This is a genomic window from Phycisphaerae bacterium (genome assembly GCA_024102815.1).
Lineage (GTDB): Bacteria > Planctomycetota > Phycisphaerae > UBA1845 > UBA1845 > JAGFJJ01.
Genome location: JAGFJJ010000022.1, coordinates 96,192 through 120,143, shown reverse-complemented (window position 1 = coordinate 120,143; position 23,952 = coordinate 96,192). Strand labels below are relative to the sequence as shown.

At 62.3% G+C, this 23,952-nt stretch carries 20 protein-coding genes and 1 tRNA gene; 8 read left to right on the top strand and 13 right to left on the bottom strand.

What is annotated here, in order from left to right:
- Nucleotides 1–129: 129 nt before the first annotated feature.
- A complete protein-coding gene (locus tag J5J06_06690; GenBank protein MCO6436756.1) occupies nucleotides 130–1,545 on the top strand; it encodes a carbohydrate porin in 1,416 nt (471 codons plus the stop codon).
- On the opposite strand, the gene J5J06_06685 is transcribed toward J5J06_06690, so the two are convergent.
- Complete coding sequence (locus J5J06_06685; GenBank protein MCO6436755.1) at nucleotides 1,523–2,575, bottom strand: ABC transporter ATP-binding protein; 1,053 nt, start codon at nucleotides 2,573–2,575, stop codon at nucleotides 1,523–1,525. The two genes, J5J06_06690 and J5J06_06685, sit on opposite strands and share 23 nt — an antisense overlap.
- Nucleotides 2,572–4,695, bottom strand: a complete 2,124-nt coding sequence (locus tag J5J06_06680; GenBank protein MCO6436754.1) for a tetratricopeptide repeat protein — start codon at nucleotides 4,693–4,695, stop codon at nucleotides 2,572–2,574. Before J5J06_06680 ends, J5J06_06685 begins: the two co-directional genes overlap by 4 nt.
- Nucleotides 4,696–4,899: 204 nt before the next feature.
- Between J5J06_06680 and J5J06_06675 the strand changes: the two genes are divergently transcribed.
- Complete coding sequence (locus J5J06_06675) at nucleotides 4,900–5,943, top strand: DUF1570 domain-containing protein (GenBank protein ID MCO6436753.1); 1,044 nt, start codon at nucleotides 4,900–4,902, stop codon at nucleotides 5,941–5,943.
- Nucleotides 5,944–6,051: 108 nt separating this feature from the next.
- Here the strand turns inward: J5J06_06675 and J5J06_06670 are convergent, their stop codons facing one another.
- The 5 genes from J5J06_06670 to J5J06_06650 all read right to left on the bottom strand — a co-directional run bounded on the left by J5J06_06670 (nucleotide 6,052) and on the right by J5J06_06650 (nucleotide 10,640).
- Nucleotides 6,052–6,519 (bottom strand): hypothetical protein, encoded by a 468-nt coding sequence (locus J5J06_06670; protein MCO6436752.1) that lies wholly within the window; start codon nucleotides 6,517–6,519, stop codon nucleotides 6,052–6,054.
- A gap of 114 nt (nucleotides 6,520–6,633) precedes the next feature.
- The gene (locus J5J06_06665) at nucleotides 6,634–7,206 is read right to left on the bottom strand and encodes a DUF1579 family protein (GenBank protein MCO6436751.1); all 573 of its coding nucleotides are present in this window, start codon (nucleotides 7,204–7,206) and stop codon (nucleotides 6,634–6,636) included.
- A 279-nt stretch (nucleotides 7,207–7,485) separates the two neighbouring features.
- Complete coding sequence (locus J5J06_06660) at nucleotides 7,486–7,755, bottom strand: hypothetical protein (GenBank protein ID MCO6436750.1); 270 nt, start codon at nucleotides 7,753–7,755, stop codon at nucleotides 7,486–7,488.
- Between the two features lie 78 nt (nucleotides 7,756–7,833).
- Nucleotides 7,834–8,523 carry an HAD-IA family hydrolase gene (locus J5J06_06655; protein MCO6436749.1) on the bottom strand — a complete coding sequence of 230 codons (690 nt, stop codon included), beginning with the start codon at nucleotides 8,521–8,523 and terminating at the stop codon, nucleotides 7,834–7,836.
- Nucleotides 8,524–8,549: 26 nt separating this feature from the next.
- Entirely contained in the window at nucleotides 8,550–10,640 is a 2,091-nt protein-coding gene (locus J5J06_06650; GenBank protein MCO6436748.1) for a tetratricopeptide repeat protein, read from the bottom strand.
- Between the two features lie 290 nt (nucleotides 10,641–10,930).
- Here J5J06_06650 and J5J06_06645 point away from each other — a divergent pair, with 290 nt between their 5' ends.
- From J5J06_06645 to J5J06_06635, 3 genes are all read left to right on the top strand, one after another.
- Nucleotides 10,931–13,066, top strand: a complete 2,136-nt coding sequence (locus J5J06_06645) for a tetratricopeptide repeat protein (protein ID MCO6436747.1) — start codon at nucleotides 10,931–10,933, stop codon at nucleotides 13,064–13,066.
- Between the two features lie 272 nt (nucleotides 13,067–13,338).
- Nucleotides 13,339–14,667: a GTPase gene (locus J5J06_06640; protein ID MCO6436746.1), complete on the top strand. Its 1,329-nt coding sequence runs from the start codon at nucleotides 13,339–13,341 to the stop codon at nucleotides 14,665–14,667.
- A gap of 70 nt (nucleotides 14,668–14,737) precedes the next feature.
- Entirely contained in the window at nucleotides 14,738–15,640 is a 903-nt protein-coding gene (locus J5J06_06635; protein ID MCO6436745.1) for a hypothetical protein, read from the top strand.
- A 147-nt stretch (nucleotides 15,641–15,787) separates the two neighbouring features.
- On the opposite strand, the gene J5J06_06630 is transcribed toward J5J06_06635, so the two are convergent.
- Complete coding sequence (locus J5J06_06630) at nucleotides 15,788–16,234, bottom strand: hypothetical protein (GenBank protein MCO6436744.1); 447 nt, start codon at nucleotides 16,232–16,234, stop codon at nucleotides 15,788–15,790.
- A 134-nt stretch (nucleotides 16,235–16,368) separates the two neighbouring features.
- Between J5J06_06630 and J5J06_06625 the strand changes: the two genes are divergently transcribed.
- Nucleotides 16,369–17,139 (top strand): acetolactate decarboxylase, encoded by a 771-nt coding sequence (locus tag J5J06_06625; GenBank protein MCO6436743.1) that lies wholly within the window; start codon nucleotides 16,369–16,371, stop codon nucleotides 17,137–17,139.
- Nucleotides 17,140–17,195: 56 nt separating this feature from the next.
- Here the strand turns inward: J5J06_06625 and J5J06_06620 are convergent, their stop codons facing one another.
- The 5 genes from J5J06_06620 to J5J06_06600 all read right to left on the bottom strand — a co-directional run bounded on the left by J5J06_06620 (nucleotide 17,196) and on the right by J5J06_06600 (nucleotide 21,777).
- The gene (locus tag J5J06_06620) at nucleotides 17,196–17,828 is read right to left on the bottom strand and encodes a hypothetical protein (protein MCO6436742.1); all 633 of its coding nucleotides are present in this window, start codon (nucleotides 17,826–17,828) and stop codon (nucleotides 17,196–17,198) included.
- A 143-nt stretch (nucleotides 17,829–17,971) separates the two neighbouring features.
- Nucleotides 17,972–18,802: a sulfite exporter TauE/SafE family protein gene (locus tag J5J06_06615; protein ID MCO6436741.1), complete on the bottom strand. Its 831-nt coding sequence runs from the start codon at nucleotides 18,800–18,802 to the stop codon at nucleotides 17,972–17,974.
- Between the two features lie 86 nt (nucleotides 18,803–18,888).
- Nucleotides 18,889–19,311: an Ig-like domain-containing protein gene (locus tag J5J06_06610; GenBank protein MCO6436740.1), complete on the bottom strand. Its 423-nt coding sequence runs from the start codon at nucleotides 19,309–19,311 to the stop codon at nucleotides 18,889–18,891.
- 78 nt (nucleotides 19,312–19,389) lie between these two features.
- Nucleotides 19,390–20,025: a hypothetical protein gene (locus J5J06_06605; protein ID MCO6436739.1), complete on the bottom strand. Its 636-nt coding sequence runs from the start codon at nucleotides 20,023–20,025 to the stop codon at nucleotides 19,390–19,392.
- A gap of 33 nt (nucleotides 20,026–20,058) precedes the next feature.
- Complete coding sequence (locus J5J06_06600) at nucleotides 20,059–21,777, bottom strand: glutamine--tRNA ligase/YqeY domain fusion protein (protein MCO6436738.1); 1,719 nt, start codon at nucleotides 21,775–21,777, stop codon at nucleotides 20,059–20,061.
- A 238-nt stretch (nucleotides 21,778–22,015) separates the two neighbouring features.
- On the opposite strand from J5J06_06600, the gene J5J06_06595 reads away from it, so the two are divergent.
- Together J5J06_06595 and typA are read left to right on the top strand one after the other, a co-directional pair.
- Nucleotides 22,016–22,089 (top strand) — tRNA-Arg (locus J5J06_06595).
- Nucleotides 22,090–22,135: 46 nt separating this feature from the next.
- Nucleotides 22,136–23,944, top strand: a complete 1,809-nt coding sequence (gene typA, locus J5J06_06590) for a translational GTPase TypA (protein MCO6436737.1) — start codon at nucleotides 22,136–22,138, stop codon at nucleotides 23,942–23,944.
- Nucleotides 23,945–23,952 lie beyond the last annotated feature (8 nt).

The window sequence follows — 23,952 nt, the reverse complement described above, 5'->3', positions numbered from 1 at the left end:
CGGGCCAATGTTCCGAAGCTCTGCGAGTGCTGGCACTGGATTTGCAGCGGGCTTTCCGATTGGCGCGGCCGACCCGGCATGCGCGGATTCTGCGCCCCTTCGCTTCCAAGATTGATTGAGGAGCCTGGAATGCAAAGTTCCACACGGCGGACCCGTCGGTTTCGGGATTTCACACCTTGCCGTTTCTTGCGCGAATCGAGTCGTGCGATTTGTCCGCTTGCGGTCGCCCTCGTGTTCATGTGGGTGAGTGCACCTGTCTTCGCTCAGGAGGAGAAGACGGAGTCGGTTGCGGAGCCGGTCAAGACAGCCGACGCCGCTCCCGAACCTGCACCGACCGAGACGCGGCCACCGCCGGAAGCTATTCCCGCCCAACCGCCGGACCGGCTGCTTTCCCTGGAATCGCGGACAATGACGGGAGACTGGGGCGGTCTGCGTAACGATCTGGCCGAGAAAGGCGTCAAGATCAACCTGTTCCTGAACGACCAGTTCCAGGGTGTCGTACAGGGCGGGTTGGACACGAACAGCGACGGACGCAATGCCGGTTCGTCGGATATGTTCGTCTCCATAGATTTCGAAAAGCTCGGTCTTTTCAAGAACGGCGAGCTGCTCGGTCACTTCCAGTCGAACTGGGGTGCGGGGGCAAACCCCAAGACCGGAACCCTGTTCCAGGTCAACGACGACGCTGACGGAGACCTGGACTATCACGTGGCCCAGTTTTGGTACCGGCACTACTTCTTCGATCACAAGGTTCACCTGACGCTGGGCTATCTTGATTTTCAAACCATCGTGGATCGCAACGTCTTCTCCAACAGCGAGGACAAGCAGTTCTGGAACCAGGGTTTCGACAACAACCCGCTGGTCCCCCTCAACATCGGCTGGGGTGCGGCGCTGATCCTCCAGCCGGTAAAGTGGTTCTCCCTGGTGCTGGGCGCGGGGGACGACCAAGCGGGGCTTTACCACGGTGACCTGACAACCGTGTTTCACGAGGATGCCCATTACAAGGGCTATCTTGAAGCGGATTTCCACGCCGACTGGAAATCTTCACGTGGGCCGCTCCCGGGGAATTTCCGCATCGGAACCGTATACGATCCGGGAAACTACACTGCGTTTTCGCGAAGCGCCATCAGCCCGCACCGCGAGAACAACCAGTTCATCACCTACATCAGCGCCGACCAGTTGCTGTATCGTGAGAAAAAGGAGAGCGAGCAGGGACTGGGCATTTTCGCGCGCTATTCCTATCGCGATCCGGATTTCTATCGCATCTACCAGCACTGGTCGGCGGGTCTTCAGTATCTGGGGGCGATCCCCGGGCGCGACAAGGACGTGATCGGCTGGGCGGTGGGACAGCAGCAGTCCAGCGACGTGGCCCGGAGGCGCGTCAACAGGCGCTTCGGGGATGAGACGGTTTATGAGATGTACTATGCGATCCACGTATCGCCGTGGCTGGTGATCACGCCCGACGTGCAGTACATCGATAATCCCGGCGGTAACGATCAGGTTGGCCACACCATGGTGGCGGGCATCAGGGTCCGGATTTCGGTGTAGCAGCAGACGCGCCGGATTCTGCGGCGCGATGGCAGGCCACAAGATGCCCGTCCGCGAAGCCTTCATGCGCTATCAGTGCGGGCGTCACCTCCAGGCATTCACTCACGCACAGCGGGCACCGAGCGGCAAATGCACAACCGGTCGAAGCCGGGCGCGCTGCGTCCGGATGCGGACGATCAGGCGCATGGCGGCGGTCGCCCCCGACGGGGTTGATGAACGACTCCAGCAGCAGGCGCGTGTAGGGATGGCCGGGGTGGGAGAAAAGCTGCTCCGCCGACGCCTGCTCGACGATTCGTCCGGCATACATCACGGCGACTTCGTCGGCGGCCTGCCGGACGAGCGCGAAATCGTGGGCGATAAGCAGGTAAGTCAGCCGGTAGCGGTGCTGCAACTCGCTCAGCAGGTTGATGATCTGGGAGCGCACGGAGACGTCAAGGGCGCTGACCGGTTCGTCGCAGACAATGAACTGTGGTCGAGTGGACAGTGCGCGGGCGATGGCCACACGCTGGCGTTGACCGCCGGAGAGCTCGTGGGGAAAGCGGTCCATCCACTCGGGGGGTAGTCCCACGTCGTGCAGAAGGGTGGCGACCGCTTCCCGCCGAAACCGCCGGGGCCGTACAGAAGGATCCCGCCGGACGCATAGGGGTTCGGCGATGCTGCCTCCGATCGTGACGCGGGGATTGAGGCTGCCGGAAGCATCCTGAAAGACCATCTGCATCCGGCCGCGGAGAGTCCGAAGGCGTCGCGTCGGCATGGCGAAGAGACTCTCGCCCTCGAACCGTACCGTGCCCGCTTGGGGTTCGATCAGACGAAGCACCGTCCGTCCGAGGGTGGATTTTCCGGAGCCGCTTTCCCCGACGAGGGCGAAGGTCGTACCTTCGCTGATGTGCAGATTGACGCCGTCAACCGCCTTGATCCGGTGCGGCGACCGACCGAACCACGGCACGCGCCGGCTTTGAAACCAAACTTTGAGCTCATCGACTTCAAGCAGCGGACTGCCGGAGCGGGGCTGGTCGCCGGGTGTGCTCATTGTCCGAGGACCTTGGCTCGTTCCTCGTAAAGACGCCGCTGGAAATTGCCGGGAGGCAACGCATCGATGGCCATGTCGTACAATTCGACTGCGCCGGGGAGATCACCGCGGCGGTAGAGCAATTCGGCGCGGCAAACAAGCACGGTGGGCTCCTGCGGGGCGAGCGTCAGGGCCTTCGACGAGAGATCCCAGGCCTCGTCCATGTCGCCGGGTCCGTCGCGTTCCACAAGCAGACTGGCAAGCTCAACCAGAAGAGAAACGCGATCGGGGGCGAGAGACAGGGCTTTCCGATAGCGCTGGATGGCCGCTTCCCGGTCATTCTTGTAGACGAGCGCGACGGCATATTGGGATTGCCAGTCGGCCGAGTTGCCGAACCGCTCTTCGTTCTGCTGAAACCGAACGAGCGCCTCGTCCAGTTTGCCGAGCGCCAGCAGCGTGTTGACCAGATTCAATTCCGCGCTGACGTCGTCAGGCGATTCCTGGACGGCGAGCTGCGCTTGCCGCAATTCCGATTTCGATTGGGCCGCGAGCTTCTCCTTTGCCGCGGTCAGTAGTTCGACCGTCTCTCGATGCTCGGGGATCTGCATGTTGGCGATCTGGAGGTGATATACGGCGTTGGCATAGTCTCCGATCATGTAGTAGGCGAATCCCAGCGAGCGATGCGCATCGGTGAATCCCTGGTCGATCTCCACCGCCTGCTTGAGGAGCTTGATTCCCTCGGCGAATTTGCCCTCGCGGACCAGCTCATTGCCGTGCAGGCGCAGGGCGCCGACGCTGCGCCGGTGCGTTTCGTAGGTCGCGGCGTAAAGCGTGCGGTTGTCGCGCCATTCGGCATTGCGGACCCAGCAGCGGGCGGCCATGGCAAAGACGACAACGCATCCGATCGTAAACCACAGGGGACGCTTAACGGCTCCCGAGGCGGCAAGCCCGACCAGAATGACGACCCAGACCGAGGGTAGATACCAGTTGCGCTCGGCGAAGAAGACCTGGATCAGCACGAAGGAGTTGGAGACGGGGAAGTAGCTGATCAACAGTGCCGCGAACAGAAACGCCACGGCACGATTGCCCCGGCGCCAGGCGGCGACCGACGCAGCGACCAGACCGGCCGTCACCAGGAATCCCAGGATCACGTTGAAGTCGGTCCAGCTCGTGGCGAGGCGGATGTCGTTCACCGTGTAATTGACGGAGAGCACGGCGGGCCAGATCGTCTTGGCCCAGTACATTCCGAAGAGCTGGAAGGTGCCGAGAACGCGCTGGAACGCGGGGGCATCGACGAGCACGTTGACGGTCTTGCTGAGAGCCTCCTCCTGAACCAGTCGGCCGTCCAGCGCGTAAGCACGGAGCGCCAGATACGCAGCGACGGGGATGACGAGATAGGTGAGGCGCCAGAGACCGGCAACGCTCCACCATTTCCGGTCGCGACTGGCGGCCCGCCAGGACTGGTACCAGAGCTTGTCGAAAAGGACGACGAGTATCGGCGCGGTGACCGCGCTTTCTTTGGCGGCGAGCGCGGAAAACAGGGCGAATGCAGCAAGGATCCTCCAGGAGAGAATCCACTCCTTGGTGGTGGCGATCATGGACCGGCGATGGAGCAGGATGCCCCCAACGATACCGGCCGTTGCGAGGAGATCGGCCCGGCCCACGACGTTATCGATCACCTCCGTGTGGATGGGCAGCGTGGCAAAGATGGCGCCCGCTGTGAGGGCCGAGGCATAGTCCCCCTTCACGTGCCGGGTGAACCGGACGATCAGCACGGTGACGAGGGCGTGGAGAAGCACGTTGGCAAGTAATTGCGGGAACGGGTCGGGACCAAGCGACTGCCGGATCAGACGATAGGTCATCAGGGGCCAGGGCCGGTAGAGGAGATCGCGCATGGGGGCGGCCCCCCGCGACTCGAACCAGTGGTCGTGCGTCCAGAGTTCGAGCCACTTGCCGGGCTCGTTGACCATGGGGTTCAGCGCGACGATCGGGACGCCGTCGTCGGTATAGTCATTGGGCAGCGTGTTGACGTAGGAGAGAATGGCAATGAAGGCGGCGATGAACTCCGGACGGATCCAGATGGGCTCCGCCCGCTCGTCAATCCACCGTTGGAAGAGCTGTGTCTTGCCTTTTTGCGCCATGAACGCCGGAACTGCTTCGAACCGTACCCTTGCCGAACGCGAGCGATGACGTGCCACGGGCGACCGCCGCGCGAGACCAGTTATCGTATCGCAGAGTACCCTCGTAAAACAAGCCGAGGGCGAGCTTATACGGAGATTGTCGCGCCCGCTCGTTGCGGACTACACTCCTTGGGCGGTGCGGGGGAACTGCGGTGCCGCTTCATCGTGAGAAGCAGGACGGAGTTCGAGCGAACACAGGCCGACGGTCGTGACATGGCAACGATGGGGCAAATCAGCTCATCACGTGGACGATGCTCGTTTCCGGTCATCGTCAGCACGCTCGCATTGTTCCCGGCGGCGGCGATCGCTGCCGGGCCGCAGCGCAATCTTCGCGACGACCTTGCGCAGTTCGCCGTCCGTCACCAGACGGAGCATTACGTCCTCGGCGGAACGGTCTCGCCGGAGAAATATGAGGAATACGGCCGGGCGCTGGAGTATATCTACGCGGAGTACCGCCGCGGATTCGAGGAACTGCTGGCCAAGGGGGGCTCGGACAACCTGCCGGCGCCCCCCGAAACACGGCGGGCGACTGCCCGCGGGAGCGGAAACAACGAACGTGAAGCGGACGCCGCTGAGAAGAAGCGATTCCGCGTCATGATCTTGGCCGATGCTGGCCAATACCACGAATTCATCAACGCGTACTTTACCGGGGAGTGCGAACACACACGCGGCCTGTACATTCCAGGGATTGACGTGCTCGTCATCCGCGACGAACCCAATCCGGAAGAAACCTACCGCATTCTGTTCCACGAGGCATTTCACCAATTCCTTCATCGCTACGTTCCGCGGGCGCCCATCTGGGTCAACGAGGGACTGGCAACGTACTTCGGCACGGCGCGGGTCACGCCGAAGAGGCTGGAATTCGATCCGGGTCGATGGCAGTACGCGATTGTCCGCGATGCTCTCGATGCGCGCCAGCTCATTCCGCTGGATGAAATGATGTTGGTGGACAAGTCCGGTTTCTACGATCCGAAACCGGTGGAAGGGCAGACGTTCTCGCGCAAACTCCTGTACTATGCCCAGGCGTACACGCTGGTTCGCTTCATGTTGAATAACGACGCCGGCCGGGAGCACCTCCGCGAGTACCTTCGAAAACTCGCGGCGGCGAAATCGCAAGCCGACGTGGAGCGCATCACCCGCGAACAATTCAACCCGGCGCTACTCGAACGCCTGTCCGAGGCGTGGATTCAGTCGATCCACAGGGGATGACCCGCTACTCGCCGCGGTTCTGGATCCCGGCTTGCGCCGAAGTGACAGGTGGTGCCTCCGCGCAGGCCAAAGCCCGCGCCTCGTTGCACGGGGCCGATACTTGACCTGTCAGATGATGATCCACAACAAGCCGCCGATTGCCACCGGGGTCAGGAACAACAATGCGTCCGCCAGCAGCCAGGCGAACAGGCGCTTGCGGTGGCGCTTCGGGTAGTTCCAGAATCCCGGTCGCCGCACATTCTTCACGAATGATGCCAGGATGATTACGTACCAGACCAGCGCGGTCAGTGCGTAGGCCAAACCGGCCGCACCCAGACCCGCCGTCCACACCTGCCCGAAAGCAAAGGTCACGACGCTGAAAAGCACCATCGCGATCGCCGTAATCTGGATGACGGAGACGCACCAGAGATCGAGCACGCGCCCGTCGAACCATCGCGACATTTCCCAGCGCCATTGCCCGGCAAGCACCCATTGCCCGCACTCCGGGCAGGTCGCCCCCTCCGGATGAGCGCGAAGATCGTACCCACAGTACGGGCATGGGACAGGCTGATCGACGATGGGACCATGTGATTCCATGATCGAATTGTACGAGGTTCGTACGTGTACAGCGGGCCGTGGACAAGAAAAGACCACGGCGGCGGAGTTACCGCGGCCGTGGTCTTGCTTCCGTCCGATACGCCGCCGGCGGCGTTATTTCTTTGTGCTGATGCCGCTTCCTTCCATGATCTTGAAGCGCCAGAAGGCGTCCCGTGCCGTGAATTCCCATTGCATCTTGCCGTCGGCGACCATCGTAATCTCACCTGAGTTAGCCATATGGCCGTGCGGCGTGCGAGCCTTCGACCACATATCCCACTCCTTTTCGGCGGGATCATAGGTAGCCATGCCCGATTCCGTTTCGCCATAATCATTCGCCATGTACATCCGATACTTGTCCGCCTTGGCGTCATAGGACCAGATCGAAACGGTATGCATCTTTCCGATGTCACCCATCTCGTACTCGCCCTTGCCCAGCAGGCACCAGCCGTCGCAGGCCCACTCCATGGTCTCATGACCCTTACCCGTAATAGGCTCATCCATTCCCGCGAACGTCATGGTTGCCTCGGACTCCCATGTGCCCACGAAAGCCCCGAGATGATCAAGCTCCACCGGCCGCTGCGGCCGCATCTGCTTCAGCTCTTCCATCGTGACCTTGGGCATGCAGCCCGTGAGCACGACCATGGTGCCAAAAGCCAACATCAATCCAGAAATACGTCGAACGCTCATTGCGCACCTCCCGATCTTCAAGAACGATTTGGCCTTCGTCCGCCCGCGCCGACGGAAACGTATCAGGCCGCGATTTTGGCTTGTTCGAAACCTACAGCACGGAGTGTAACATGGCGGGCAGATGGCAGTCCATCAATCGGAGTTTACATAACGCTTAATGTTGGATAATCCGACAAAATGTTGAAACAGAGAACTTGACATTCTCTCGCCCAAAGCGGCGGGGTTATCCATATTCGCAGACTTGCCGGATACACGGCACCACAATCCGCAGTCCGCACGTCATGATGCCGCCGTGGGCGTGCCCGGAGAGTTGGTGATGTGCGTGGTCGCATCGATCACGATAAGGGCGATTTCTCCGTCGGGCTTGCGGATTCGAAGGCGCTTGAGCCAATAGCGATCGTTCTTGCCATGGGCAAACCAGCTACCCGTGGGCAGATCCTCCCACGACTCCACCGTGCCTTCGGTCTGCTTCTCAATTACGCTGCCGCGCAGTTCGAGGTATTGCGTAATGCGGATGTTTGAACCGGGCGGATACTTCATCTCGAGCATAGGGCATCCTCTTTCAGTCGCACCACGGAGTCGAGCCATCTGTCTTTGGACTGACGCGGATCAACGTGCGCGGCACCGCTATAGCTCCGACACGGCTTTCGCCAGCGACTTCAGGTCGCGAAACTCGGCCAAGGGTGTCGACGATCCGCTTCGGCCGTGCTTGTAGCGATTGATCCACACGAAGGCAAGACCTTGTTCCCGAGCGGGTACCCCATCGTGGAACAGACTTTGCGCCACGTGAACGATGTTGCTTGCCGGCCCGTGCTCGGCGATCACACGCTGGAAATGACCAGTCCCCGGCTTGTATCCGCGGACATCCTCCGCCGTAATGACGAAATCGAATGCCACGGAAAAGTGCCTGGCGGTCTCCTTGAACAGGTCGCGGTCGATGTTTGACAGCACACCCAGCCGGTAGCGTTGCTTCAGCAGAACCAGCGCGTCATTGGTGTCCGGAAACGGCTCCCACGACGGCAGACCGTCGACCAGTGCGTTTTCATGCACCTCACCCGAGCCCATTCCAAAATGAGCACCGACCCGAAGCAGCGTCTCGCGAATGATTTCGCGGTAGGGTCGATACGGCCCGGATTCGACCTCCGCCTCGATTCGATTGTAAACGTCGTACAACTCGTCGAGTCGTCCTCGGATCGCCGGCCCGAAGGCGTCGACGAATGCGTTTCGAAGGCCCCTGTCCCAGTCGATCAACGTGCCATAGCAGTCGAAAGTCAGCGTGGTCGCCCGAAGTAGTGCGTCGCGAAAGGCGGTCATCATGCGCGTCTTCCGTTGGTCGGCCTGGACTACCGTCCGCCGTCCGGCCTCAGGAGTGCAGCATACCGTGGATCGAGGTCGGCCGCCCGCTCGAGTTGGACGGCCGCGGCGTTGATCTCGCCGAGTTCGAGCAGGACTCGACCCAGGTTGAAGTGCGCTCCGGCGTGATCGGGATCCAGAGCCAGCGCTTTCTCCAGGTGAGTTCGGGCTTCAGAAGGACGACCGGCCTGCAACAGGACGAGGCCGTAGTTATTCTGCATGTCCGGATCGTCGCCCATTTGGGACTCCGCCCTGGCGAATGCATCAATGGCCTCGGCCGAGCGGCCGATGTGGGAGAGAATTGTGCCCAGGTTGTAGGCGGCGTCGCCCAGGGAGTTGTCCAGGCGGAGTGCCTCGCGAAACTGGTCGATCGCCCCGTCAAACCGACCCAATTCGGCAAGCACGCCGCCCAAGTCGGCGTGTATGCGGGCCGCCTCGGGCTCCAGGCTCAGGGCGGACGCGTACTGCGCGGCCGCGCCGGTGAAATCCCCACGGCGCGCCAGCAGGCCGCCCAGGATGTGGTAAGCGGTCGCAACGGCGGGCGGAGCGCGCTCCGGGTCGACCTGCCATTGCGTGATGGCGGTACGCAGCTCGCGTTCGGCGTCATCCGTTCGGTCCCGTTCGAGCAGCGATCGGGCAAGTTGCACGCGAGTGGTTGCGTCATACGGGTAGCGATCGAGCACGCGATGCGAGAATTGATCGACGACGTCCCATCGCCCCGAGGCAAATCCGGCGGTTACGAGGCCCCGTTCGACGCGCTCGTTATGAATCAGCCCCCAGCGGTCGGCTGCGAGCAGGTGATCGACGGTCCGGGGAGCGAGGTTCGATGCGTCGGATTCCACCGCTTCGGTAGTGATTCCGCGGACCATGCGCAATCCGAGGTACTCGTGATAGCGGACAAGTGCGCAATGGCCCAGGAAAACCACCAGCAACGCGAATCCCGCGGCATAGGCCACGCCCCAATGCGTCCAGTTTCCGGCGGTCTTCAGTTGCAGGGTCGCGATCCGGACGGATGACTTGCGGAAGAGGCGGATGGCCATGACGCAGAGGTAGGCGACAATGGCGCCGCTCGCAAGAGAAAGCAGAAACGGGATTCGACTGTAGAGCCCGCGAAGCGACAGGGCCGTCACCAGGAACACGACGGCCATCAATAATTCTTCATATAGGGTGAAGCTGTAAGGGATCCCGAACCGGCCAACGGTCGTGTCCGATCGCCACGCCGCAGGTCGCCCCATGCCGTATTGGATGGCCTGCTGCGGACATGCGCTCACGCAGTCGAGATCCTTCAGGCACGCGGGATTGACCACGCGCCCATGGAGGCGGATTTCCTCGTGTACGCGCACGCCGCTCGTGCAGGCAGCGGTGCAGGTGCCGCATTGTTGGCACTCACCGGTCAGCTTGATCCGCCCCGGAGAGAAGCGGTCGGCCAGGGCGAATATGGCCCCGTAGGGGCAGACGTAGGTGCAGAAAGATCGCGAACCGAGCAGGTAGACAATGACAAAGCCGCATACGATGAACGTGAGGATGATGATCGGGGCGGAGGGGAGGTTCCGCCAGAAATTCTCCGTGACGAATGAAGCCCAGCCCTGCCGGTCGGTGGCGAAGTGAAACGTCGGGAGGGCCCGATCGTGCCAGGTCCGCACGACCTGCGGCCAGACGAACATGTAAAGCGCGGTGAGCGCCGGGACCCACAGGAGCAGTCGAGATCGGATCTGGACCGGTCGGATGTGCAGCTTGCGCAGCACCCACGCGCAGAGATCCTGCAGCACCATGATGTGGCAGGCCCAGGAGCAGAAAAATCGGCCGAATATGAGCGTGCCGAGCACGAGCGCACACATGAAGAGGAAGCCGGCCGTGATGATGCCCAGCTCGAGCGTGTACATGACCTCGTTCAGTTCGAGCGGGGCCAGCGTCTTGCCGGTCATCTTCCAGTGGATGATGTGGGCGCCGAAGACCACGTAGACGAGCGACAGGGTGAGCGCTCGCCAGCGAGCGTAGTTGCGGCGCGGACGGAGATTCTTGGCGGTCACCGAGGCAGGTCCCGCCTTCACAGCCTGACTGTCCTCAACGCGAAGACTCATCGCCGGAATCCGGTCGTTTCAGGACATCACAGGCTCGCAACCGACGCACGGAAGCGTCCGCATCGGTCGATCGCCGATCCCAGCCCCTGAGCGCAAAATCAACTCGTCTGGTCCGTGCCCGAGGAAAACCCAGCAATCCACGTGCCTTTTCTCCGGCGCCTGCCGCCGATACGCTTGCGAACATGCCCCGTCGAACCAAACGCCATTCTACCCGCACGAAACCGCGAGAAGTAACGGTAGAGCGCGCCGCGGCAGAGGACGCTGGTTCGCACGAATTCCGATTCCCGACCTTGGCCGCGTTGGTCGTGGTCATCGGACTGACGGGCCTGACGTTCGCCTCCGTGGCGCGCTTCGGCTTCGTCAACTGGGACGACGATTACGCCCTTGTGCTTAACGACCGCTTTCGCGGCTTCGGATGGGAAAACCTTCGCTGGATGTTCACCACGGGATTCGCCGGGCATTATCAGCCGCTCACTTGGCTGTCCTATGCACTCGATTATCGGATCTGGGGCGGGCTCGACCCCGGCGGATACCACGTCACCAATCTGCTGCTCCATGTCGCCACGGCCGTCGGATTCTATTTCGTCGCAAGAAAGCTCCTTCGTGTTGCATCTAGCGAGATCGGGTCGGGCGTGCTGGCGACGGCGGCGACGCTTGCGGCATTGCTTTTTGCGATCCATCCCCTTCGTGTGGAGTCCGTGGCGTGGGTCACGGAGCGGCGTGACGTGCTCAGCGCGGCGTTTCTCATGCCTGCGCTGCTGCTTTATCTTCGAGCCGCCACAACGCGAGACCTCCGTGCCTACCGGCTTGCCATCGCTGGGGCTGTCTTCCTTTATTTGCTCTCGCTCCTTTCCAAGGCGGCAGCCATGACCCTGCCCGTCGTGCTGCTGCTGATTGACTTCTATCCGCTGCGGCGCTTCGACCGGGTTCGTGCGGAATCGGGCGCGACGCCGAAGTCGCCGTGGAAGGCCGTCCTTCTGGAGAAGGTACTTTTCCTCGTGCCGGCATTGGGGTCGGCCGGATTGGCCCTTTGGGCGCAGGCACAGTCCGGGGCGCTGCGAACCGCGCAGGAGCATTCCTTCGATGTCCGCCTCGCGCAAGCCTTGTATGGCATCGGTTTCTATGTCTGGAAGTCCGTCTGGCCGCACAACCTGTTGCCACTCTACGAGCAGCGGTTCGATGTTTCGCCGTGGAATTTGGCGACAATCCTTGCGCTGGTGTTCGCCATCGCGATAACAGCACTGGTATGGTCGCTTCGACGCAGGCTGCCCGCTCTGCTGGTGGCGTGGTTTTCCTATCTTGTGGTACTTTCGCCGGTGCTCGGACTGGCGCAGAGCGGGCCGCAGGTCGTCGCGGATCGCTACACCTATCTCTCGTGCCTCTCCTGGGCGGTTATTGCCGGCGGAGCGTTCGTGCTCGTATGGGGCCGTTCCCATGACCGGCCGATCGCGTGGCGCGCCGCAGTTGTCGCACTACCGGTCGTGGCGATCGTCCTTCTGTCCTACAAGACCCAAGCGCAGGTCGCGATCTGGTCGGATTCGGACACGCTGTGGCGGACGGTGATTCAGCGGGCGCCTGATACCGGTACAGCCTATGCCAACCTCGCGGCAGACCTGAACGGCCGGGGCGAATACGAAGAAGCCTACGAAACCGCGCGCAAGGCGCTGGAAATCCTGCCGGGCAACGTTGTGGCGCATGTTGCCGCCGGTCGAGCGGCGGGGGCGTTCGGCGAGAAGGCCCGCGCGAAAGGAGATCGGGCGACGGCCGAGAGGTGGTTCCGTGAGTCGGAGTTGCACTACGAGGAGGCGCTGAAGCGCTGGCCCGACGATCGCGGGACGCTCGCCGGGCTGGTGGCCACAAAAATGAATCTGGGCAAGTTCGACGAAGCGGCCCAGCTTTGCAACCGACTGATCGAGCTTGACCCAGGGAACCCGATCTGGCCGGACCTCCTCGGGCGGGTGCGGGCTTCCGCGGGAGAATACGGCGCAGCCGAAGAGGCTTTCGTCCAATCGCTTTCGCTAGATCCCGACCGGCCGGAAACGAGTCTGGCCCTGGCCAACGTTTATCTGGCCCAAGGGAGGCGAGATGCGGCGATCGGCGTGCTGGAAAAGGGCATCGACCAAGCACCGAATGAACCGCGGCTTTGCGCCCGGCTGGCGTGGATCCTGGCGACCCTGGGGGAATCGGCGCGCGAATACGAACGCGCACTCCAATTGGCCCAGGTTGCCATGCGAACACAACGCCTCAATCCCATGGTTCAGGAAGCCTACGCTGCGGCGTTGGCGGCGACGGGGCGATTCGGGGAAGCCGCTGCATCGGTCTCAGATTTCCTCACGGAAAGCGCCAAATGGCAATCGCCATTCTGGAAGCGCCGGCTCGAAACTCAACGGGCGGGCTACGAGCGGGGGGAAATGCCGCGGGATTAGTCGCTGATTCGGCGGCATGGCGGCGCTCGCACGGCTCGCTTGGCCGTGCCACCCACCGCGCAAGTTGCGGCCTGCGGTTCGCTGAGATCGTCCCTCTGGCGTTTCGGCGATATCGGCACGACACTTGCTAGCCCGGTCGGTGTCTCGTCGCTCGGCGTCGGTGCCGGCCGGCGTACGGGTTGTGATCCCGCGTTCCCAATCAGGAGTAATTTATGCCTCGGTCGTCGAAGAAGCGTCCGGCCGCGCCCAAGCGGTCCAAGGCCGTGAAGAAAGTGTCCCGCTCCAGCAAGAAGATCAACGTCATCATCGTCGGCGCCGCCGGGCGGGATTTTCACGACTTCAACGTCTTCTGGAAGAACGATCCGCGTTATAACGTCGTGGCGTTCACCGCGGCGCAGATTCCCGACATTGACGGGCGGGTCTATCCCCGCGTGCTCTCCGGCGACCGTTACCCCAAGGGCATTCCCATCGAGCCGGAAGCCAAGCTGCCCGAGCTCATCAAGAAGCACAACGTGGAGCAGGTGACCATGGCTTACTCCGACCTGCCGCACGCGGAGGTGATGCACAAGGCGGCGATCGTCAACGCCGCAGGGGCGGACTTTCGGATCATGGGCTGGCGGAATACGACCATCAAGTCCAAGAAGCCGGTGATTGCGGTGTGCGCGGTGCGAACCGGCTGCGGCAAGAGCCAGACGTCGCGTGCCATTACCGCGGCACTGAAGGCGATGGGCAAGCGCGTCGCGGCGATCCGCCACCCCATGCCGTACGGCGACCTGAGCAAGCAGATCGTGCAGCGATTCGCGGCGCTGGAGGACCTCGACCTGCACGATTGCACGATCGAAGAGCGTGAAGAGTACGAGCCGCACATTCGCGCGGGCAACGTGATCTACGCGGGCGTCGACTACGAGAAGATTCTCCGCGCGGCCGAGAAAGAAGCGGACGTGATCCTCTGGGACGGCGGCAACAACGATCTGCCGTTCTACGAGCCCGACCTGCACATCGTCGTGGCCGATCCGCATCGACCCGGACACGAAGTGAGCTACTACCCCGGTGAAACGAACGCGCGCATGGCGGACGTGGTGGTGATCAACAAGTCGGACACGGCCGACGCGGATTCGATCGCCACGGTCGAGCGGAACATCAAGGCGGTTAATCCCAAGGCGAAGATCATCCGCGCGGATTCACCCGTGACGGTGCCCGATCCGGCGGCGGTGCAGGGGAAGCGCGTGCTGGTGGTGGAGGACGGCCCGACGCTGACCCACGGGGAGATGACCTACGGCGCCGGTCACGTTGCCGCGCGGCGCTTCGGCGCGGCGGCGATCGTCGATCCCCGGCCCTACGCGGTGGGGTCGATCAAGGCGACGTACGCGAAGTATTCGCACATGACGGAGATTCTCCCGGCGATGGGGTACGGCTCGAAGCAGCAGCGGGAGCTGGAGAAGACGATCAACGCGGCCGACTGCGATTTGGTGCTGGTGGGCACGCCGATCGATCTGGCGGGCATGCTGAAGATTAACAAGCCGTCGATGCGGGTGACGTATGAACTGGACGCGGCGTCGGCGAAGAAGCTGGCGGGGGAGGTGAAGAAGGTGGTGGGGTAGTGTTAAGTCACAAATAAAGAAAGGGCTAATCAATCAATGGCTCAGTAGGACCGCCCGTCGAGGTTCTGATATGAGACAGAGGCTATTCTTATTTGCACTTGCATTCTCTGGGATGTTTCCTTTGGTTGTCGTTGCCCAACCGACCGAGGAAGAGAAGGCGGCTCAGCCAGAGAAGTTTGGCGCAGCGGCTGAGTCCGAGTTCAATAAGCGCCTCGCTGCGATTGAGGAGGAAATCAAAGAAACGCCGCAACATCCTTGGGCGGGGAGCTACTATCAAGGTGATGGGTTGGGGGCCAACCTGAGACTGACATTGGCGCCAAAGAGTGGCTTCGTTTTTGCCTGGGCGGGCTGTCTGGGCGTATATGATCGAAACTGGGGAGAAATCGAGGGTACGGATCGTGGCTCGCTCAGGCTGCTGTTTTCGTTGAAGAACGACCGGCGCGGGTTTCGAGGTGCGCCAGACGAACTGCTGCCCGTTGCGTGGGGCGGTCGTCATTACCTTGTGCCTGTGAACAGGGTGATTGGATTCTGCAATGAGGTCAATTCCAAGAAGGAGCCCCGGAAACGAGCGCAAGGACACTATTTCTTGAGGCAAGGAGACTGGGAGAAACAGGTAATCGGGTCGCCGGTCCTTCCGAAGGAGTACCAACTTTACCTTTTGGATGATCCCATTGTAGCAGAGATAACGGCCGTGGGGCCAACGGACGTGGAAGGAGGGGCGAGAAAACTACGTCAAGAGAAGACGCACGTCAGGTTAAGTGTGGGGAAGCGAGACGGTGTCTTGGTCGGAATGGAGTTTTACACGGTCGATCGCGAACCCGGAAGGATGCTCTTTACGGTCACTGTGACTTCCACAGAAGAGCAGTCGTCGGAGGCAATCCTCAGCCAGTATGCGTGGGACGAGAATCAGCCGGAGAGGCCCGCCGTTGGATGGAAGGTGTCGACGTTGAGTCCGCTTGTACGCGAGGAGTGATGGGGTACGGCTCGCAGGTCGCGCTCGCCGCCTTGCAATGGGCCGACGCACCCGGTTCCCACGCCATGGACCCCTCGGCTCGAATGATGGTTCGCACGGGGGCCCTACGTGGAATTACGGGAAGTGGCGCCGCGCAGAATATCTGCTTTACAGTGACATCCAAAGCAGAAGCGTTTTGCCCTCGGCGCGGGCGCGTGCGGAAATTGTGACGAGGTCTCGCATGTATTCGCGCACATCGCGTTCCGACCAACGGGAGAGTTGAAATTCCTCCGTGGCCGCCCACGCTTGGGCGACCCGGTCGATGGTCGGACTGTCCAGCGCTGCGACTGCGGCCACAAGTTCATCCGGTACTTGGAAAACCCAGGGGCCGTCTTCCGACGCTTCGTCGAGAATCGCGTCGAGCATGAACGAGGCAACGGCATCGACATCATTGACTGGACGGTCCATCAGAATCTTCGAAAGTGTTCCAAGCTTGACCGTGTCAATGCCCTTTGACTCCAGACTGGGCCAGCGTTGCAAGTGTTTGCCTTCCGCTGCATTGATGGAACCGGCTTCGTCGGGTCGAGCGATGATGATGTCGGAGAGAACGGCCATCTTGCTGGCGACATAGTAATTCCGGGTGTCGAGGTCGGCAAAGGCCGGCTGCTTGAGCGTCGAGGGCTTTGAGTAGTCTGATGGGTGGCAGTCGGTCGTCGGCGGGCACAGCCCGCCCTACCAGGAGAAATTATATGAATCGCATCGGCGCAAGCATGTGGGTCAACATGCGCCTGGCGGGACTACTTATTTCGGCTATGGGAGTCTGGGCGACGACTGGTTGCGCGTCGCATGCGCCGCAGGTTCGACAATACGGCCGGATGCACGACGTGTTAAGCAAGGGGGCGGCGGGCGCGACGGCGCGGGTCGCTTTGGCGGACGAGCTTGGCGAGGCGGACGCCTGTGGTGTTGGGGCGCTCGCGGGTCTGGACGGCGAGATCACGATCGTGGATGGCAAGGCCTGGATCGCTCGGCCAACGGCGGGCGGTCTGCGCGTCGACGGACCGGAGACGAGTTCCACGGAAAAGGCCGCGCTTCTGACGGTTGCGCGCGTTCCGGCGTGGACGGATGTTCGAATTGATGAGGGGCTGGGGGGCGAGACGCTGGAGAAGTTCATTGCGAAGGCGGCTCGAAGCGAGGGTCTGGGTGAGAAAGGGCCGCTCCCGTTTGTGATCGAGGGGGAAGCCACTGACTTGCAGACGCACGTCATCAACGGGGAGTGCCCCATGCGGCCAGGCGTGCGACTGACGGCCGATCATCAACCCTGGCGGTTTCAATCCTCCTCGCCGGTCAAGGTCACGTTGGTCGGGTTCTACGCGGCGGACTCGGTCGGGAACCTGACGCATCCCGGGACGGCGATTCACGCGCATGCCATCTTTGACGCGGACGGGAAGACGGTGACGGCGCATGTGGAGCGCGTCGAGTTGAACCCCGGCGCGACGCTGCGGCTGCCGGCGTGGAAGTAGTTGCATCACGTCCGGATCCGCCAGAAGGTGGACCGCGCGGCGTTCGCAGCTTGAACTCACGCCACTTCAGCCGGTGGGCTCGATTGACGCACCGGTTCGATCGTCATCCGCCGCATCCCTCGCCGCATGCGCTGGGCCGTGAGGGCGCGAGCGATTGCGCCTTCGACGGCGGCGACCTCGGCCACTTCCTGCCAGGCGGGTCGGCGGAGGACGCGAACGTGGCCTTGTTCCCAGACGAGCAGGCCCCAACGGCGGGGAATATCACCGATGCGGACGACGCCGGGCGGAGCGAGCAGGTAGTGCTGGTTGGCGTGGGGGCGAAGGAGGCAGGAGTCAAACTTGCCCAAGGCCGGGCTGGCGTGACGGTGCCTGCGCGGACGCGAGACGCGGCGCGTGGCCGATCGCTCGCGAAGGGCGAATTCGAACTGCTGCTGTCGGCCCTGGTCACGGAGGAAATCCGCGCGGGTGGCTTTGCACTCGATGAAGACGACGTGGAAGCGGTCGACGCGCGGCTCGCGCTCGAATACGACGCGGCGGGGATTGGGGCGGCGCCAGATGCCGGCCGCGGCGACATCGATGATACCCAGCCCGGGGACGACGACTTCCTCGGCGATGGCGGCGTAGCCGGCTCGCCAAAGCCAGCGACAGGCGACTCGCTTCAATGATAGGTGGAGGTCGGATTCGGGCATGGGATTCGCTCCGGTGTCGCGGCGGCGGATTCGCGATGCGAACGAAAACCGAACGCCGGGGAATTTATCGTGTGCGCGAGTGGGTTTCGTCAAGTGAATCGCGCGGGTGATTTGTGGCGTCGGACTTGGCTCTTCTGACGGGATCAGGATCCCAAGCTGAGGCTCAAGAGCCGAACGCCCAGGGCGAGAAGGCCGATCGCCAGCCCGCGCAGAATCCACCGGCCGTGAATCCGCGTGGACAGCCAGGCGCCCGCTTGTGCGCCCAGGACCACGCCGATCGACAGGGCGACCGTTCGCCGCCAGCCGTGCTGGAAGCTCCCGTTGCTGATGTGCACCACCGTTCCCGCCAGGGCCATCATCGCCAGGATCAGGTGCGATGTCGCGGTGGCCGTGTGCACGGGATACTTGAGCACGCGAGCCAGGATCGGCACATGGATGATCCCGCCGCCGATGCCCAGAAGCGCGGCCACGTAACCGACGCAGAGACTCAGGAATGCGCCGAGTGAATAGGTGCGGCGGTGGTCCTGGGGTAAAGGCGGGACATCAGTATCCGGCTGTTCTGCGTGGTTCCGGCCCGGCGAATCCGGTGTCGAAGTTTCGCTGCGTGGATTGAGGGTCAGGTAAGCGGCGAGGGCGAGCATGAGGGTGCCGAGGAGGGCGTCAAACAGGCGGCGGGGGACGAGGCCGGTGGTCATGGCACCGGCGGCGGAGCCGGGAATCGCGGCGAGGGAAAAGATGATGGCGGCACGGTAGTCGATCCGTCCCTGGCGGGCGTAGGCCACTGAACCCGAGGCCGCATTGAAGAAGACGACGGCCAGCGAAATGCAGGCAACGATCGACGGGCTCTCCTGCGGATAGAGGAGCAGCAGAATGGGAACGAGGATGAATCCGCCACCGGCTCCGATCAGCGTGCCGTAGGCTCCGACCAGGTAGCCGAGGGGGATGAGCCAGACGTATGAGAATAATTCGCCCAATCGAAGCGTCCTTGCGCAAGTTGGAGGGTGGCGTTGGATCCTGGCGTGACTGCGTCAGTTTTCAAATCAGCGATGCGCCGTCCGTGTCACGGCCTGGTCTCAAATACGAGCAGATAGGGCACGGCTGAGCGTCCATCCTTGTCCTTGAAATTGCCGAACTTGGCGCTGTTAAGCCAAATGACGTACGTCTTTCCGGGCTCCAGTGACACGGGCGCGATGCAGGTGCGGCCGTCGGCGTCGTAGTGGATGTCGCCCGTGATCTTGGGCATGGTTTCGTCGGAGATCTGCGACCAAGACCAGCTTTTGTCCTTCATGGCCTTGCTGAAGGTGACGCGAATCTCCTTGACCTTGGTGGCGTCGACATCGGTTTGCCCGGACTCGGGGACCGTCTTGACCACCACGGGAGGCATGGTCTTGACGGAGGGTTTCGACTCGCCCGCGGCGAGGGCGAGGGTGACGGCGAAGACGGAAACGACAGCCGTAATTGTGCCAAAGACTCTGCGCCACATGATTCGTCTCCTTCTGTTCATCGATTTGAGCGGCGACTCCGAATTGTTGCCGGCTGTACCAACGCTGCAATCATCGTTCTATCCGTACGTATAGAGTACCCAGACCTCATTCGTACCCGTGTCCCACAACACCACGACGTGCTCAATATTAGTCCCATACTCAAACTGCCTTAGATTGAACGACGGAACAATCACCGCTTCGTCGCGCTCCTTGCTGTTGATCCCACCGAAAATGCAGGCCTTGAAGTCGCGATCGGGTAACGTATCGAGGCACATCTGGAGTTGATCGGGGTCTTCCGTAAATCCGCCTTGTGCAATCAGTTTCTCCACCGTGCTATGGTCTGCGGAAAACTGCATCCACATCGCGGCATCACCCGGACCACCTGCGTAGTGCAGCCTGTACGTCAAGCCAGTGATCCCTTGGGGGGCCGGTGTACGGAAAGCCATTTGGAATGCCTCGTTGGGCGTGAGATGGAACAGCAGGCCACCGAGCAGGCCGGTGATGATCATTATCGTCGCTCGCGTTGGCATCGGATGCTTGGGTTCCACCAAGGCCTCAAACAGCCAGTCGAGGACGTAAGCAGCTACACCGGCGAGGAGGCCTGCCCCCAGGCTGCCGCAACACCAATCATGGGATAACAGAGCGTGAAGCAGAATCGCGATCAGCGCCGCGAGTTCCGCAGCCAGCAGCCGAGTGAATTTTGGAGTTGCCATCGCCGGGCACCAGATTTGTTACGACGGCATCGCTTAACCCTTCTTCGCAATTTTCGACCACGTGTCCTTGAGCGTAACTGTCCGGTTGAAGACCGGGTGGTCGGGGATCGAGTCGGGGTCGACGGTGAAGTAGCCGATGCGCTCGAACTGGTAGCGCGAACCGGCCGGGGCGCCGCGGAGAGACGGCTCCACAACGGCGTCAGTCAGCACCTCGAGCGAATTCGGGTTGATATTGGCGCGGTAGTCATTGCCCTCCTCGACCTCGTCGGGATCTGCTTTGGTGAATAGCTGTTCGTAGAGGCGCACCTCGGCGGGGATGCCTTGGCTGGCTGAGACCCAGTGGATGGTGGCCTTGACCTTCCGGCCGTCGGGGGCGTCGCCGCCGCGCGTGGCCGGGTCGTAGGTGCAACGAAGCTCCACGATCTCGCCCGCGTCGTTCTTGATGACCTCGCGGCAGGTGACGAAGTAGGCCCAACGCAGGCGGACTTCGCGTCCCGGCGAAAGGCGGAAGTATTTCGGCGGCGGCTCCTCGCGGAAGTCGTCCTGCTCGATGTAGAGTTCGCGGGTGAAGGGCACCTTGCGCGTGCCGGCTGATTCGTCTTCGGGGTTATTTATCGCGTCGAGTTCGTCGATTTGGCCCTCGGGGAAGTTCTCGATGACAACCTTGAGCGGCCGAAGAACTGCCATGACCCGCGGGGCGCGGCGGTTGAGGTCGTCGCGGACGCAGTGTTCGAGCAGGCCGTATTCAATGATGCCCTTGAATTTGGCCACGCCGATACGCAGGCAAAGTTCACGAATGGCCTCGGGCGTGAATCCCCGGCGGCGCATGGCCGAGAGCGTGGGCATGCGGGGGTCGTCCCACCCGCGAACGCGTTTCTCCTTCACAAGTTCGAGCAGCTTCCGCTTGCTCATCAACGTGTATTCGAGCTCGAAGCGGGCGAACTCGATCTGCTGGGGATGGTGGATGGGCGGTCCCCAGGGACTGTCCGGACCTCGGCCTTCATTGATGGCGTCGATGAACCAGTCGTAGAGCGGACGGTGGTCCTCGAACTCCAGCGTGCAGATGGAGTGGGTGATGCCTTCGACAGAGTCCTCCAGCCCGTGGGCCCAGTCGTACATGGGATAGATGCACCATTTGTCGCCGGTGCGATGGTGGTGGGCGTGGAGAATGCGGTACATGACCGGGTCGCGCAGGTTCATGTTGGGCGAGGCCATGTCGATGCGGGCGCGGAGCGAGCGCGAGCCGTTGGGGAACTCGCCGGCGCGCATGCGGGCGAACAGGTCGAGATTCTCCTCGATGCCGCGATCGCGGTTGGGGCTGGGCGTGCCCGGCCGGGTGAGCGTGCCCCGTGTGCGGCTGACTTCGTCCGGGGTCAGATCGCAGACGTAGGCCTTGCCCTTGCGGATGAGTTCCACGGCCCAGTCGTGCATCTGCTGGAAATAGTCGGAGGCGAATAGAATCCGATCGCCCCAGCCGTCGCCGAGCCACTTCACGTCGGCAATGATGGAGTCGACGTATTCCTGCTCCTCCTTTTCCGGGTTGGTGTCATCGAAGCGGAGGTTGCACAGCCCGCCGTACTTTTCGGCCAGGCCGAAGTTGAGACAGATGCTCTTGGCGTGGCCGATGTGCAGGTAGCCGTTGGGCTCCGGGGGGAAGCGGGTGTGGACGCGTCCGCCCCACTTACCGGTCTGGAGATCGCGTTCGATGATCTGCTCGATGAAGTTGAGCGAGGCTCGGGGTTCGGTACTCATGGGTCGTGGTGTTCAAATGGAGGTTAGCACGCTCCTTACAGGGGGAGCGTAGAACGGGCCATTATCAAAACGCAGCGGGGGACTGTCCAGCGACGGACGCCGCACGGGGCATGGGGTTCGGTCCGGAGGCGGCGATTTCCGCGAGAACTTGGCCGGGCGAAGGGGAGCGGATACCATGTCCGGTGATGCGCTCGCCGGGCTGCCGTTCGCTGTATCGCCCGGATTTTCCCAACCGCAGGCGCTCGTAGCTCAGTAGGATAGAGCACCGGTTTCCTAAACCGGGGGTCGCAGGTTCGAATCCTGCCGGGCGCAGTGTACGCATCAGAAGGCTTCTTCCCTTTGGAGCATTTGATTGAAGATTACCACGATTCGCAACATCGCCATTATCGCCCACGTCGATCACGGCAAGACCACGCTCGTGGACCAGATGCTGCGCCAGTGCGGACAGTTTCGCGAGGCGCAGGTCGCGGGCGAGCGTATTCTCGACTCCAACGACCTGGAGCGTGAGCGCGGTATTACGATCCTCGCCAAGAACATCGCCATTCAGTACCACGGGACGAAGATCAACCTGATCGACACGCCGGGGCACGCCGACTTCGGCGGCGAGGTCGAGCGCGTGCTGAAGATGGCCGACGGGTGTCTGCTGCTGGTGGACGCCTTCGAGGGGCCCATGCCGCAGACGCGTTTCGTGCTCCGCAAGGCCTTCGAGAATCGCCTGCGACCGGTGGTGGTGATTAACAAGATCGACCGGCCGGACGCCCGTCCCGACGGCGTGCTCGAGGAAGTGCTCGACCTGTTCATCGAGCTCGGCGCCGATGACGAAGCGCTGGAATTCCCCGTCGTGTACAGTTCGGCGACGCAGGGGTACGCGACGCTCGATCCCCAGGAGCGACGGACCGACATCTTTCCGCTGTTCGACACGATCTTGTCGCACGTTCCGGCCCCGGACGTGGACCCGGCCGCGCCGCTGCAAATGCTCATCACCACGCTGGACTACAGCGACTACGTCGGGCGAATCGGCATCGGACGGGTGTTCGCAGGAACGATCCGCGCCGGGGAGAATGTGGTATTGATTCACCGCGACGGCACGCAGGAAAACCAGCGCGTGGGCGAGCTGCACATGTTCGACGGGCTGGGGCGGCTGAAAGTCCCGGAGGTTCTGGCCGGGGACATCTGCGCGGTCGTCGGCATGCAGACGGTGGACATCGGCAACACGATTGCCTCGGTCGAGAATCCGCAGCCGCTTCCTATTATTCGCATCGATGAGCCCACGCTGCACATGACGTTCCGGGTGAATGATTCGCCGTTTGCCGGGCGATCGGGGAAGTATCTTACGTCCCGTCATATTCGCGATCGATTGGAGAAGGAGCTGCGCAGCAATGTGGCCCTGCGCGTCGAGCCGGGGTACACGCCGGAGGAATTTCATGTCTCGGGACGGGGCATGCTGCATCTTTCCGTGCTGATCGAGAACATGCGGCGAGAGGGGTTCGAACTGGCCGTGGGAAAGCCCAAGGTCATCTTCCGCGAGCTCGGCGGGAAGAAGACCGAGCCGATCGAACTGTGTGTCATTGACGTTCCAACGCAGTATGTGGGCGCAGTGATGGAGCTCATGGGCGGGCGGCGGGGCGTCTGCCGCAACATGGAGACGCGGGGGGAATCGTCGCTGTTGGAGTTCACCATACCCGCGCGGGGATTGATCGGATTGCGCAATCGCATGCTCAACGCAACGAGCGGCGCGGCCAACATGCATCACAACTTCTTCGAGTACGAGTACTTCCGTGGTGACATTCCCCGCCGCAAGAATGGCGTGCTCATCGCCAATGAGCCCGGGCAGGTCACCGCCTACGCCCTCGACGGTCTGGCCGATCGGGGGGAGTGGTTCGTGGCGCCCGGGGCCCAGGTCTATGCCGGGCAGATCGTCGGGGAGCACTGCCGAGACAACGATCTGGAGGTCAATTGCTGCCGGGCGAAAAAGATGACCAACATCCGGGCCGCTTCCGCCGACAAAACCGTGGTGCTCAAGCCGCCGCGCGTACTGTCGCTCGAGTCGGCACTGGAGTTCATCGAGGACGATGAGCTCGTAGAGGTCACCCCGGACGGAATCCGCATGCGAAAGCGGCTGCTCTCGGAGGTCGAGCGCCGCCGGGCACTGCGAAAGTCAGGCTGAGAATCGCG

Excerpts from the sequence above, each read along its gene's own strand:
- J5J06_06630 (MCO6436744.1), bottom strand. The coding sequence starts at position 16,234 with ATGGCCGTTCTCTCCGACATCATCATCGCTCGACCCGACGAAGCCGGT.
- J5J06_06605 (MCO6436739.1), bottom strand. The coding sequence starts at position 20,025 with ATGGCAACTCCAAAATTCACTCGGCTGCTGGCTGCGGAACTCGCGGCG.
- J5J06_06665 (MCO6436751.1), bottom strand. The coding sequence starts at position 7,206 with ATGAGCGTTCGACGTATTTCTGGATTGATGTTGGCTTTTGGCACCATG.
- J5J06_06600 (MCO6436738.1), bottom strand. The coding sequence starts at position 21,777 with ATGAGTACCGAACCCCGAGCCTCGCTCAACTTCATCGAGCAGATCATC.
- J5J06_06685 (MCO6436755.1), bottom strand. The coding sequence starts at position 2,575 with ATGAGCACACCCGGCGACCAGCCCCGCTCCGGCAGTCCGCTGCTTGAA.
- J5J06_06690 (MCO6436756.1), top strand. The coding sequence starts at position 130 with ATGCAAAGTTCCACACGGCGGACCCGTCGGTTTCGGGATTTCACACCT.
- J5J06_06650 (MCO6436748.1), bottom strand. The coding sequence starts at position 10,640 with ATGAGTCTTCGCGTTGAGGACAGTCAGGCTGTGAAGGCGGGACCTGCC.
- J5J06_06610 (MCO6436740.1), bottom strand. The coding sequence starts at position 19,311 with ATGTGGCGCAGAGTCTTTGGCACAATTACGGCTGTCGTTTCCGTCTTC.
- J5J06_06655 (MCO6436749.1), bottom strand. The coding sequence starts at position 8,523 with ATGATGACCGCCTTTCGCGACGCACTACTTCGGGCGACCACGCTGACT.
- J5J06_06625 (MCO6436743.1), top strand. The coding sequence starts at position 16,369 with ATGAATCGCATCGGCGCAAGCATGTGGGTCAACATGCGCCTGGCGGGA.
- J5J06_06670 (MCO6436752.1), bottom strand. The coding sequence starts at position 6,519 with ATGGAATCACATGGTCCCATCGTCGATCAGCCTGTCCCATGCCCGTAC.
- J5J06_06660 (MCO6436750.1), bottom strand. The coding sequence starts at position 7,755 with ATGCTCGAGATGAAGTATCCGCCCGGTTCAAACATCCGCATTACGCAA.
- J5J06_06680 (MCO6436754.1), bottom strand. The coding sequence starts at position 4,695 with ATGGCGCAAAAAGGCAAGACACAGCTCTTCCAACGGTGGATTGACGAG.
- J5J06_06635 (MCO6436745.1), top strand. The coding sequence starts at position 14,738 with ATGAGACAGAGGCTATTCTTATTTGCACTTGCATTCTCTGGGATGTTT.
- J5J06_06620 (MCO6436742.1), bottom strand. The coding sequence starts at position 17,828 with ATGCCCGAATCCGACCTCCACCTATCATTGAAGCGAGTCGCCTGTCGC.